10 protein-coding genes are annotated in these 12344 nt (G+C 66.5%); 9 read left to right on the top strand and 1 reads right to left on the bottom strand.

Annotated elements, in window-relative coordinates:
- The first annotated feature begins 105 nt into the window (after window positions 1–105).
- Window positions 106–984, top strand: coding sequence for a translation elongation factor Ts (gene tsf / locus ACREPD_RS20115; protein ID WP_431600948.1), 879 nt, complete (start codon window positions 106–108; stop codon window positions 982–984).
- Window positions 985–1337: 353 nt separating this feature from the next.
- Here tsf and ACREPD_RS20110 read toward each other — a convergent pair whose 3' ends face one another.
- Window positions 1338–2033 (bottom strand): AIM24 family protein, encoded by a 696-nt coding sequence (locus ACREPD_RS20110; protein WP_431600947.1) that lies wholly within the window; start codon window positions 2031–2033, stop codon window positions 1338–1340.
- 274 nt (window positions 2034–2307) lie between these two features.
- On the opposite strand from ACREPD_RS20110, the gene ACREPD_RS20105 reads away from it, so the two are divergent.
- The 8 genes from ACREPD_RS20105 (at window position 2308) to bamA (ending at window position 11888) form a co-directional block, all read left to right on the top strand.
- A complete protein-coding gene (locus ACREPD_RS20105; RefSeq protein ID WP_431600946.1) occupies window positions 2308–3807 on the top strand; it encodes an HDOD domain-containing protein in 1500 nt (499 codons plus the stop codon).
- 124 nt (window positions 3808–3931) lie between these two features.
- A complete protein-coding gene (pyrH, locus tag ACREPD_RS20100; RefSeq protein WP_421570343.1) occupies window positions 3932–4660 on the top strand; it encodes a UMP kinase in 729 nt (242 codons plus the stop codon).
- Between the two features lie 47 nt (window positions 4661–4707).
- Window positions 4708–5265, top strand: coding sequence for a ribosome recycling factor (gene frr / locus ACREPD_RS20095; RefSeq protein WP_421570342.1), 558 nt, complete (start codon window positions 4708–4710; stop codon window positions 5263–5265).
- Window positions 5266–5270: 5 nt separating this feature from the next.
- Window positions 5271–6041 carry a polyprenyl diphosphate synthase gene (uppS, locus tag ACREPD_RS20090; RefSeq protein WP_431600945.1) on the top strand — a complete coding sequence of 257 codons (771 nt, stop codon included), beginning with the start codon at window positions 5271–5273 and terminating at the stop codon, window positions 6039–6041.
- Window positions 6038–6862 (top strand): phosphatidate cytidylyltransferase, encoded by an 825-nt coding sequence (locus ACREPD_RS20085; RefSeq protein WP_431600944.1) that lies wholly within the window; start codon window positions 6038–6040, stop codon window positions 6860–6862. The genes uppS and ACREPD_RS20085 overlap by 4 nt, the downstream gene beginning before the upstream one ends.
- 2 nt (window positions 6863–6864) lie before the next feature.
- Entirely contained in the window at window positions 6865–8055 is a 1191-nt protein-coding gene (locus ACREPD_RS20080) for a 1-deoxy-D-xylulose-5-phosphate reductoisomerase (protein WP_431600943.1), read from the top strand.
- A gap of 34 nt (window positions 8056–8089) precedes the next feature.
- Entirely contained in the window at window positions 8090–9448 is a 1359-nt protein-coding gene (gene rseP, locus ACREPD_RS20075; RefSeq protein WP_431600942.1) for an RIP metalloprotease RseP, read from the top strand.
- Window positions 9449–9521: 73 nt separating this feature from the next.
- A complete protein-coding gene (gene bamA, locus ACREPD_RS20070) occupies window positions 9522–11888 on the top strand; it encodes an outer membrane protein assembly factor BamA (RefSeq protein ID WP_431600941.1) in 2367 nt (788 codons plus the stop codon).
- The last annotated feature ends 456 nt before the right edge of the window (window positions 11889–12344 follow it).

Genomic DNA, 12344 nt, shown 5'->3' with positions numbered 1-12344 from the left:
GCCGCCCACCGCTCCTGTCCGCTGCCGATGGCGCGATGACAGGAACACTGTCACACGGGCCGGCCACCATGCCGGCCCAACCCCTTTCTTTCGTGAGGAATTCCCGTGGAAATCACTGCTTCCCTGGTCAAGGAACTGCGCGAGCGCACTGGCGCCGGCATGATGGAGTGCAAGAAGGCACTCACCGAAAACGACGGCAACATCGACGCTTCGGCGGAATGGCTGCGCAAGTCGGGCCTGGCCAAGGCCGACAAGAAGGCTGACCGCGTTGCTGCCGAAGGCATCATCGTGTCGGCGCAGGACGGCAACAAGGCCGTGCTGGTCGAAATCAACTCCGAAACCGACTTCGTCGCCAAGGACAGCAACTTCCTGGACTTCTCCAAGGCCGTTGCCGCCACCGCGCTGAGCTCGGGCGCCGCCGACATCGACGCGCTGAAGGCTGCCACGCTGCCGTCGGGCGACACCGTTGAAGTGACCCGCGCCGCGGTGATCGCCAAGGTCGGTGAGAAGCTCGACGTGCGTCGCATCGCCCGTCTGGAATCGTCGAACAACGTCGCTGCCTACGTGCACGGCGGCCGCATCGGCGTGCTGCTGGAACTGGCCGGCGGCGACGCCGAGCTGGCCCGTGGCCTGGCCATGCACGTGGCTGCCATGAACCCGCCGCACAACAAGGCTGCCGATGTGCCGGCCGAGTTCGTTGCGAAGGAAAAGGAAATCGAACTGGCCAAGATGTCCGACAAGGACAAGTCCAAGCCGGCCGACATCCTGGAAAAGATCATCAGCGGCAAGATCGCGAAGATCGTCAACGAAGTCACCCTGTACGGCCAGCCGTACGTGCTGAACACCGACCTGTCGGTGGAGCAGGTGCTGAAGGCTGCCAACGCCGAAGTGATCAGCTTCAAGCGCCTGGCTGTCGGCGAAGGCATCGAAAAGGTGGTCGAAGACTACGCCGCCGAAGTGATGAAGCAGGCCGGCCTGGCCTGATGATTCGCCAAAAGCGATGATGAAAAAGCCCGGCTTACGCCGGGCTTTTTTTTGGCTTTTCGTTTCTACGTCTTGCGGACGGAAAAGACAGCCACGCATGGCGTGGCTCTACGCGTCGGACGACGCCCGTTCCCCTGGTAGGTGCCGACCGATGGTCGGCACGCTCTTGCCCTCCCCACCCCGCCAGCACCTTATCAATGGGTCGGCGGGGGTGGATTTGCGGGACCCTGAGCCGCATGGATGCGGCGACGGAGCTTACAGGGACGTACTTGCAGCGTGTCCCGCAAAGCCGCACCCGCCGGCCCAAACACAGGAAGAGTGAACAGTGACGCCGTTGCCGTTGCCGTTAGTCGTCAGCCCTTGGCCTGGAAAGTAACTTCCTCATAAGGCTGCACCACCACCCACCCTTCGCCGGCGAAGCGCATCTGCAGGGATTCACCGGAGCCGCGGCCGACCAGCGTGCTCAGCGAGATGTCGGTGACGATCTCCGGCGTCAGTGAGCCGGACCAGGCCACCGTCGCGTTCGGGTCGGTAAACACCGGGCCGCCCTGCGCCGTCACCGCCAGCGTCATCGGCTCGTAATGTGACGTGATCGCCACGATTCCGTGGCCGCTCAGGCGCATGTTGAACAGGCCGCCCGACAGCATGCCCGCCACCTTGCGCATCATCGTGATCTTCGACTCGATCCCGGTTTCAAACGCCAACACGTCGTTGCCGTTCACGAAAATCGACTCGCCCGCCAGCCGCAGCAGCGTCACCTGCTTGCCCGCATCGGCCAGGTACGCGCGCCCCTGCCCTTCGATCTTCATCAGCTGCAGGCCCTCACCGCTGACCATCTTTTTCAGCAGCGTGCCCAGGCCCTGCTCCAGAATCCCCTGGCGCGTGAACTTCACCGCCCCCTTGCGCGCCACCATCGAGCCGGCCTTGGCCCAGACCATGCCGTCCACCCGGACTTCCAGCATGTGCAGGCTTTCCAGCTCGAACGCATCCGCACTGACATCCTTCTCGTGCGTGCTGGAAAGAAATTCCTGAAGCGACTTCACCGCCATGTGACTGCATCCTTGTTTGTGAAGCGCGCATGGTACCCGCGCCACCCCGCGCCGTGCAGCATCCCGCGGCCGCATGCCACTCCCCCATCCGGTGGCGAATGTGGTACCAAAGACGCCATGGCCCCGTGCCACCCGATCCGCCCGTTGGTTTTGCCCTGCACGGCGTGTCGAAACCTGTGTTTCAGGGCCGCCCAAAATCAGTTGCGCAAGCCCCGGCACTCAAATCTGTGACGCACTCCATGTATTCTTGCCACATCACCTCAGTATTCCCGCCATGCCTCCCGAGCTGACAGCCGCCCTGGCGCTCTGCCGCAACCTGCCCTCGCCGCCCGGTATTGCCTTGCGCATCATCGAACTGGCGCAGGACCCGGAAACCGACATCACCACCGCCGCCGACATCATCGCCATCGACATGGCGTTGAGCGCACGCATGCTGCGCATCGCAAATTCCCCGCTCTACGCCAGCCGGCGCCGGATCGAGAACCTCGGCCAGGCCCTGACCATGCTGGGCCTCAACGCCACCGTCAGCCTCGCGCTGGGCTTCACCGTCACCCAGGAGCTGACCGCGCCCGGCCAGGGCCAGGACGTGCGCGAGCGGGCCTGGCGGCGCAGCATCCTCAGCGCCCTGGCCGCCAGCCTGCTGGGCCAGGCCCGGGGCCTGCGCAAGGCCGAAGAGCTGATGCTGGCCGGCCTGCTGCAGGACCTGGGCGTGCTGGTGCTGGCCCAGAGCGAGCCGGACCGGTACCTGCCGCTGCTGCGCCAGGCCGCCGACAACGACGCCCTGGTGGCGCTGGAGCGCGAGCACCTGGAGTGCACCCACGCCGAGGTCGGCGCCTGGGTGGCCGAACAGTGGGACCTGCCGCGCTACCTGGTCGACGCCATCGCCCACAGCGAATCAGCGGCCGCCGCCGAAGACAACTTCCAGGCCTGCGTCGCGCTGTCCGGTGCCGTGGCCGACATCTGGCTCAGCGCCGACGCCGACGCGGCCCGTGAACACGCCCTGCAGCGCGTCAACGAGACCCTGCAGCTGGACAGCGCCCAGTTCGACCAGGTCCTGACCCGGATCAGCGAGGCCTTGCCCGAAATCAGCGCCCTGTTCGAGACCAGCGTCATTTCGCCCGCGCGCGTGCAGCAGCTGATCGAACACGCCCAGGAACTGGCCACGCTGCGCAACCTGCGCGAAATGCAGGATGCCGCCCTGGCCCGCCAGCGCGCCGACGAATTCGAGGCGCGCGCCAACCGACTGGCCGAACAGGCCCACCGCGACGCCCTGACCGGCGTACTCAACCGCCGCCAGCTCGAAGCGGTGCTGGAACAGGAGTTCCTGCGCGCTACCCGGCATGGCTGGCCCCTATCGGTGGCATTCATCGACCTGGACGATTTCAAGAAGATCAACGACGCCCATGGCCACCTCATGGGCGACCAGGTGCTGCGCGTGTTCGCCACCAAGCTGCAGGAGCACCTGCGCAACAGCGACACCGTGGCCCGCTTCGGTGGCGAGGAGTTCATCGCCCTGCTGCCCAACACCACCGAAACGGTGGCACTGGAAGTAGTGCGCCGGGTCCTGGCCAGCATCGTCAACACGCCGATGGCCGAGGTCGCCGATGGCCCGCTGTTCGTCACCTTCTCGGCCGGCGTCGCCACCCAGGGCGGTTATGAGCGTTTCGCCGATGTTCAGGACCTGTTGAAGGCCGCCGACGACGTGCTTTACCGTTCCAAGAACCTCGGACGCAACCGCGTGATTGCGCGGTCGCCCGCTACCGCGCCGGCCTGAACGGAGTCAGCAACGCGCCACAGGAAGCCACGACGGGGCCGCGCCGCAGTGCAGCAGATTTTCCGCACCTGGTGACCCCGCTTCCAGTAGAATTCCCGCGTTTTCCACGTATCCAGAGGCCACCATGTCCAATCTCATCTATCGCCGCATCCTGCTGAAAGTTTCCGGGGAGGCGCTGATGGGAGACGAGGACTATGGCATCGACCCCAAGGTCATCAACCGCCTGGCCCGTGAAGTGATCGAGGCCCAGCAGGCCGGTGCCGAAGTGGCGCTGGTCATCGGCGGCGGCAACATCTTCCGCGGCGCCGGCCTGGCAGCGGGCGGCATGGACCGGGTCACCGGCGACCAGATGGGCATGCTGGCCACCGTGATCAATGCGCTGGCCATGCAGGACGCGCTGGAGAAGCTGGGCGCCAAGGCGCGCGTGATGAGCGCCATCAAGATCAATGACGTGTGCGAGGACTACATCCGCCGCCGCGCCATCCGCCACCTCGAAAAGGGGCGCCTGGTGATCTTCGCCGCCGGCGTCGGCAGCCCGTTCTTCACCACCGATTCCGGTGCCGCGCTGCGCGCCATCGAGATCGGCGCGGACCTGCTGCTGAAGGCCACCAAGGTCGACGGCGTGTACGACAAGGACCCGAACAAGTACAGCGACGCGGTCCGCTTCGACAGCCTCACCTACGACGAAGTGATCCGCCGCGGCCTGGAAGTGATGGACACCGCCGCCTTCGCCCTGGCCCGCGACAGCGACCTGCCGCTGCGCGTGTTCGACATGGGCCAGCCGGGCGAACTGCTGAAGATCCTGCACGGCGACAACATCGGCACCCTGGTCCGGGGCCGCGACAACGCCTAATCGGGGATATAATCGCCCGATTCCCAGTGATACCCAGGATTCGGGCGATGCTCAACGATATCAAGCAGGACGCGCAGACGCGCATGGCAAAGAGCATCGATGCTCTGAAGCACACCCTTACCTCCATTCGTACCGGCCGTGCGTCGCCTGCGTTGCTGGACCGCATCACCGTCAAGGCCTACGGCACTGATACCCCGCTGAACCAGGTCGCCTCGATCAGCGTGTCCGAAGGCCATTCGCTGGTGATCACCCTGTTCGACAAGGGCATGATCAAGGACGTCGAGAAGGCCATCTATGCCTCCGACCTGGGCCTGACCCCGAACGTCGCCGGCACCGTGATCCGCCTCAACCTGCCGCCGCCGACCGAAGAGCGCCGCAAGGAGCTGGGCAAGCAGGTGCAGAAGGAAGGCGAAGGCGCCAAGATCGCCATCCGCAACATCCGCCAGGATGCCAACAAGGCCATCGCCGCGCTGATCAAGGACAAGGCGATCAGCGAAGACGACAAGAAGCGTGGCGAGGACGACATCCAGAAGCTGACCGACAAGTCCATCAAGGACGTCGACAGTGTCGTGGCCGAGAAAGAAAAGGAACTGATGTCGGTCTGAGCCCCATGACCCAGGCCCCGACCAGCAGCTCCACCGCCGCCGTGCCGCGCCACGTTGCCATCATCATGGATGGCAACGGCCGCTGGGCACAGAAGCGTCGTCGTCCACGCGTCATCGGCCATCGTGCCGGCGCGCGGGCGGTGAACCGCACCATCGACTTCTGCCTGGAGCGCGGCGTGTCCGCGCTCACGCTGTTCGCGTTTTCCAGTGAAAACTGGGGGCGCCCGAGCGAGGAAGTCGACGCGCTGATGAAGCTCTTCCTCAATGCCCTCGACCGCGAAGTGGACGAGCTGCATCGGCGTGGCGTGCGCGTGCGCTTCATCGGCGAGCGCGAACGCTTCGGCGCCGGGCTGGTCAGCCGCATGCAGCTGGCCGAACAGCGTACCGCCGACAACCAGGTGATGACGCTGAGCATTGCCGCCAGTTATGGCGGACGCCAGGACATCGCCCGCGCCGCGCGCGAACTGGCCGCCGAGGTCGCGGCCGGCCGCCTGCTTCCCGAACAGATCGACGAGGCCCTGCTGGGCAGCCGCGTCGCCCTGGCCGACCTGCCGCCGCCCGACCTGTTCATCCGCACGGGCGGTGACACCCGCATCAGCAACTTCCTGCTGTGGCAGCTTGCCTATACCGAACTGTGGTTCACCGATGTGCTGTGGCCCGAATTCGACGCCGCCATCCTGCAGCAGGCGCTCGACGCCTACGCCGCGCGTGAACGCCGCTTCGGCCTGACCAGCGCCCAGATCGCCGCCCTGGCCACCGAGACGTCCAACCCATGACCAAAACCCGAGTCATCGCCGCGCTGATCATGGCGCCGGTCGCCATCGCGGCCATCCTGCTGCTGCCGACCCAATGGCTGGCCGCCGCGGCCGCCGCCGTGTTCCTGATCGGCCTGTGGGAATGGCTGAAGCTGGCCGACGTGGACGACACCCTCGCCCGCACCGTGCTGCTGGTGCTGAACCTGGTGCTGATGGTGCTGATCGTGTGGGCCGACGCCGGCACGCTGGTGCTGTACCAGATCGCCGCGCTGGTGGGCATCGGCTGGTGGCTGCTGGCGCTGCTGTGGCTGCGCTTCTTCACCTTCGGTGCCGAGCCGGGCAGCCCGGCGCGCGCGCTCAAGCTGCTGGCCGGCACCCTGGCCATCGTGCCGGCGTGGGCCTCGCTGGTGCTCATCCACGCCAGCGGCGACCAGGGCCACCTGTGGCTGCTGACCGCCCTGGCCATCGTGTGGGCGGCCGACTCCGGCGCCTACTTCGCCGGGCGCACCCTGGGCCGCACCAAGCTGGCCCCGCGCATCAGCCCCAACAAGACCTGGGAAGGCCTGGGCGGCGGCATGCTGGCCGGCCTGCTGGTGGCGCTGGTGTTCGGCTGGGTCGCGGGCATCGACCCTGACCACGTGCTGGGCCTGATCATCACCTCGGTGGTGAGCGTGTTCGCCTCCGTGCTGGGCGACCTGTACGAAAGCCTGATCAAGCGGCATGCCGGCGCCAAGGACTCCGGGCACATCATCCCGGGCCATGGCGGCGTGCTGGACCGCATCGACGGCGTGCTGGCCGCGCTGCCGGTGTTCGCGCTGGGCAAGGAAATCTTCGGGTTCTGAGCATGGAGATCGCCTCTGCCCCCCGTCAGGTCGCCGTCTTCGGCGCCACCGGCTCGATCGGCGCATCCGCGCTGGACGTGATCGCGCGCCACCCGGACCGCTACCGCGCCACCGTGCTGGCCGCCGGCACCCAGGTGCAGGCGCTGGTCGCGCTGTGCGTCGCCCATCGCCCCCTGCACGCCGTGATCGCCGACGAGGGCCGCTATGCCGAACTGCGCGACGGCCTGCGCGCGGCCGGCCTGGACACCCAGCCGCATGCCGGCGCGGCCGCGCTGGACCAGCTGGCGGCCAGCGACGTCTGCGACACCCTGGTGGCGGCGATCGTCGGCGCAGCCGGGCTGTCCTCCACGCTGGCCGCGGCCAGCGCCGGCAAGCGCATCCTGCTGGCCAACAAGGAATCGCTGGTCCTGGCCGGCGAGCTGCTGATGCAGCGCGCCACCGCCGCCGGCGCCGAGATCATCCCGATCGACAGCGAGCACAGCGCGATCTTCCAGTGCCTGCGCTCGCGCGACGCCAGCCTGGACCAGGCCGGTGTACGCCGCATCCTGCTCACCGCCTCCGGCGGCCCGTTCCGCGGCCGGACCCGCGCCGAGCTGGCCGAGGTCACCCCGGCCCAGGCCGTTGCCCACCCGAAATGGTCGATGGGCCCGAAGATCTCGGTCGATTCGGCGACGTTGATGAACAAAGGGCTGGAGGTCATCGAGGCCCACCACCTGTTCAACGTGCCCGGCGAACGCATCGAGGTGCTGGTGCACCCGCAGAGCCTGGTGCATTCGCTGGTGGAATTCGTCGACGGCTCGACCCTGGCCCAGCTTGGCCTGCCGGACATGCGCACCACCCTCGCGGTGGGCCTGGGCTGGCCGCAGCGGATCGAATCCGGGGTGGGCGGGCTCGACCTGCTCGCCCAGGGCCGGCTGGATTTCGAGGCCCCCGACAGCGACGCCTTCCCGTGCCTGGCGCTGGCCTGGCAGGCCATGGCTGCCGGTGGCACCGCCCCGGCCATCCTCAACGCCGCCAATGAAATCGCTGTTTCAGCCTTTCTTCAGGGGCGGATCGCTTTCCTAGCCATTCCAGCGCTGGTCGATAACGCTCTCTCAACACTGTCCATCACGTCCGCCGATACACTGGAGGGCCTGCTGGCCGCCGACCAGCGCGCCCGCCAGCTCACTCAAGCCGCCATCGACAACGCCTGAATGCCCCTTTCGTTCCCTTCCCGCGATGTCCACCATGGGTGAGTTCCTCGGCTCTGTCTGGTGGATGATCGTCAGCCTTGGCCTGCTGGTGACCTTCCATGAGTTCGGTCACTACTGGGTGGCGCGCCGTTGCGGGGTGAAGGTGCTGCGCTTCTCGGTCGGCTTCGGCCGCCCGCTGTGGATGCGACGCAACCGCGCGGGCACCGAATTCGCGATCGCCGCCATCCCGCTGGGCGGTTACGTGAAGATGCTGGACGAACGCGAGGTCGAGGTGCACCCGGCCGAACGCGGCCTGGCCTTCAATCACAAGACCGTCTGGCAGCGCATCGCGATCGTGGCCGCCGGCCCGCTCGCCAACCTGATTCTCTGCGTGGCCCTGCTGTGGGCCATGTTCGTGATCGGCAAGCAGGACTATTCGGCCACCATCGGCCGCACCACCGGCATGGCCCAGGCCGCCGGGCTGCAGGCCGGCGACCGCGTGCTGAGCGTGGATTCGCGCAGCGTGGTCACCGCCGGCCAGGCCGCCATGGCCCTCACCACGGCCGCCATGGACCGCCAGGATGCGAAGGTGGAGGTGCTGGATGCGCAGGAGCAGACGCGCACGCGGACCCTGCCGCTGTCGCAGCTGCCGGCCGGTTTCGATGAACGCTGGGTGCCCTCGCTGGTGGGCCTGACCTGGCAGTTCCACCTGCAGCCGGCCCTGGTCGAACAGGTGCTGCCGGACTCGGCCGCCCAGGGCGTGCTGCTGCCGGGTGACCTGGTGCTGGCCGTCGATGGCCAGCGCATCGAGTCGGCCGACCAGGTCTCCCCTGCGGTGCTCGCGCTCGGCAAGCGCGGCGGCCCGGGCATGATCGAGGTCCTGCGGGGCGGGGACCGGCTGGCGCTGGAACTCACCCCGCGCCAGGGCAAGGACGGCCGCGGCCAGCCCACCTGGCAGATCGGCGTCGGTTTCCCGCAGTCCAGCGCCCCGGCCTACGACACAACCCTGAAGTACGGCCCCCTGGCGGCCATCCCGGCGGCCCTGCGCGAAACCGGCCGCGCGGCCAGCGATTCGCTGGGCATGATGCGCCGCATCGTGACCGGCAATGCCTCGCTGCAGAACGTTTCCGGCCCCGTCACCATTGCCCGCGTGGCCAACCAGAGCGCCCAGCGCGGGCTGGACTGGTTCCTCTGGTTCCTGGCCGTGCTGTCGCTGAGCCTGTGCATCATCAACCTGTTGCCCATCCCCATCTTGGACGGCGGGCACCTGCTGTATTACCTTATTGAGTTGGTCAAGGGCAGCCCGCTGAGCGAGCGCGCCATGGCAGCCGGCCAGTACATCGGCTTGGCAATGCTGGCCGGACTCATGGGATTGGCGTTTTACAACGACATCCTTGGTGTGGTCCAGCGATGAACTTTTTCCCTTTTGTCGTCGTCTTATGCGCCGGCATCCCGCAACATTGCATTCGACTCCAACCGGACGTGACATGACGCGACTCCCCAATCGCCGCCTGCTTGCCCTCGCACTCGCCGCCGGTTTCGGCGCGCCCGCCCTGGCCCAGGCAGCCGAGCCCTTCACCGTCAGCGACATCCGTGTCGATGGTCTGCAGCGCATCACCTCCGGTACCGTCTTCACCTACCTGCCGGTGGAACGTGGCGAAACCCTGACCGACAGCAAGGTCGGCGAGTCCATCCGCGCCCTGTACAAGACCGGCTTCTTCGAGGACGTCCATCTGGAACGCCAGGGCGACATCCTGGTGGTCACGGTCAAGGAGCGCCCGGCGATCAACAAGCTGACGGTGACCGGCAACAAGGACATCAAGAGCGACCAGCTGCTCAAGGGCCTGAGCGACATCGGCCTGACCGAGGGCGGCACCTTCGACCGCCTGAGCCTGGACCGCGTGACCCAGGAGCTTCGCCGCCAGTACAACGACCGTGGCAAATACAACGTCGAGATCACCCCGACGGTGAGCCCGCTGGACCGCAATCGCGTGGACATCACCATCGCGATCAAGGAAGGCAAGGCCGCCAAGATCCAGCACGTGAACCTGGTCGGCACCGAGAAGTACGCGTCCAAGGACATCCTGGAAACCTGGGAATCCAAGGAGCACAACTGGGCCTCGTGGTACCGCCGCGATGACCAGTACTCCAAGGAAAAGCTGTCCGGCGACCTGGAGAAACTCAATTCCTGGTACCTGGACCGCGGCTACGTGGACTTCAGCATCGATTCCACCCAGGTCTCGATCAGTCCCGACAAGCGCGACATGTTCATCACCGCCGGCGTGACCGAGGGTGAGCAGTACAAGATCTCCGAGATCAAGGTCACCGGCGAAACCATTCTTCCGCAGGAAGATGTGGAGCGCATGGTGTTCCAGAAGCCGGGCGACATCTTCTCGCGCTCGCTGCTGGAATTCAGCTCGGACAGCATCACCAACTCGCTGTCCAACATCGGTTACGCGTTCGCCAAGGTGAACCCGATCCCGACCAGCAACCGCGCCGACCGTACCGTGGCGATCAACATGCAGGTCGTGCCGGGTCCGCGCGTGGGCGTGCGCCGCATCATCTTCAAGGGCAACACCCGCACCTCCGACGAAGTGCTGCGTCGTGAAATGCGCCAGTTCGAGAACACCTGGTACTCGCAGGCCGCGATCGACCGTTCCAAGATCCGCCTGCAGCGCCTGGGCTACTTCGAATCGGTCGACGTCGAGACCCCGCCGGTCACCGGCAGCAACGACCAGGTCGACGTCGTCTACAACGTCAAGGAAACCACCTCGGGCAGCTTCGTGTTCGGCCTGGGCTATTCCCAGTCCTACGGCATGACCACCTCGGTGCAGCTGTCGCAGAACAACTTCCTGGGCGGCGGCAACCGCGTGTCGGTCGAGGCCTCGCGCAGCAGCTACCTGCAGCGTTACGGCTTCTCCTACACCAACCCGTACTTCACCGACGACGGCGTCTCGCTGGGTTACAACCTGTCGTGGCGCGAGCTGGACTACTCCGACTTCAACACCGCGCAGTACAACAGCACCAACGGTGCGGCGCAGGTGGTGTTCGGCGTGCCGATCACCGAGAACGACACCGTCTCGCTGATGGTGGGCATCGACAGCAACCAGATCACCACGTACCAGGGCTCGACGCCGCAGTCGATCATCGATTACATCGATGCCATCGGCCAGCGCACGTTCCATTCCTGGCGCACCGAGCTGGGCTGGGCACGCGACACCCGCAACGACTACTTCATGCCCACCCGCGGCATGTACCAGCGCGTGGGCCTGGAAACGACCCTGCCGGGCTCCACCGTCGAGTACTACAAGCTCAACTACCAGGTCTCCAAGTACTGGCCGATCATCCCGTCGCTGGTCATCAACACCCGCGCCGAACTCGGCTACGGCGACTCGTACGGCAACGACACCACGCGCGTGATCACCAATCCGGATGGCACCACCCGGACCGTCACCGCCTCGGGCCTGCCGTTCTTCGAGAACTTCTACGCCGGTGGTACCAACTCCGTGCGTGGTTTCGAAGACAACACCCTCGGCCCGCGCTCGGAACCCACCTACTCCTACAACCGCGGCCAGCCGCTGGGTGGTTCGCTGAAGACCGTCGGTTCGGTCGAAGCCTACTTCCCGCGCCTGTTCGACAGCCCGTCGGCGCGCGTCTCGGCGTTCTTCGACGTCGGCAACGTGTACAACGGCACCAACAACTTCAAGGCCAACGAACTGCGTGCCTCGGCCGGTGTCGCCCTGCTGTGGCGCGCCCCGGTCGGCCCGATCTCGATCAGCTACGCCTTCCCGCTCAAGAAGCAGGACGGCGACGAAATCGAACGTTTGCAGTTCACGTTCGGCGGGCAGTTCTAAGCCCACCCGAGCCGCACGCAGGAACGCCGGGCATTGCCCGGCGTTTTTGTTTGTGGGGCTTGGGGCAACCGCCAAATGCAGCGTTTCAGCTTCTACGTGCTGGGGCGGCCGACGGGCAGCCCCGCTCCGGGACACGCCGTGAACCCATCCCTGGGGGCTGCTCCAAAACATCCATGTTTTGGAGCGTCCCTCCGGGGGCTACCCGCCGGCCGCCCCCGATAGTTGGTCGCAGGCGGTAAGAGAGAGCAGACACGCATGGCGTGTCTCTACGCCGCTACGGCCCGGCGTGCATGGAGATGATCGAAACGGCTTTTGATCGCCCATGGCCACCGACCCTCTGTCGAAAGGCGGGTCGGGGCGGGTTTGCGGGGGCATGAGCCGCATGGGTCGGGCGCATGCGCCCGACGGGTTGGGCAGGAGCCCAACCCCGGTCTTGCCGTGTGCGCAGGACAGCGC

Source organism: Stenotrophomonas sp. (genome assembly GCF_050737075.1).
Classification (GTDB): Bacteria; Pseudomonadota; Gammaproteobacteria; order Xanthomonadales; family Xanthomonadaceae; genus Stenotrophomonas.
Note: the sequence above shows the minus strand (reverse complement) of the source record. Positions and strands in the feature narration are given on the sequence as shown.

Coding starts and splice junctions, on each gene's coding strand:
- ACREPD_RS20110 (WP_431600947.1), bottom strand. CDS start 2,033: ATGGCGGTGAAGTCGCTTCAGGAATTTCTTTCCAGCACGCACGAGAAG.
- ACREPD_RS20105 (WP_431600946.1), top strand. CDS start 2,308: ATGCCTCCCGAGCTGACAGCCGCCCTGGCGCTCTGCCGCAACCTGCCC.
- pyrH (WP_421570343.1), top strand. CDS start 3,932: ATGTCCAATCTCATCTATCGCCGCATCCTGCTGAAAGTTTCCGGGGAG.
- frr (WP_421570342.1), top strand. CDS start 4,708: ATGCTCAACGATATCAAGCAGGACGCGCAGACGCGCATGGCAAAGAGC.
- uppS (WP_431600945.1), top strand. CDS start 5,271: ATGACCCAGGCCCCGACCAGCAGCTCCACCGCCGCCGTGCCGCGCCAC.
- ACREPD_RS20085 (WP_431600944.1), top strand. CDS start 6,038: ATGACCAAAACCCGAGTCATCGCCGCGCTGATCATGGCGCCGGTCGCC.
- ACREPD_RS20080 (WP_431600943.1), top strand. CDS start 6,865: ATGGAGATCGCCTCTGCCCCCCGTCAGGTCGCCGTCTTCGGCGCCACC.
- rseP (WP_431600942.1), top strand. CDS start 8,090: ATGGGTGAGTTCCTCGGCTCTGTCTGGTGGATGATCGTCAGCCTTGGC.
- bamA (WP_431600941.1), top strand. CDS start 9,522: ATGACGCGACTCCCCAATCGCCGCCTGCTTGCCCTCGCACTCGCCGCC.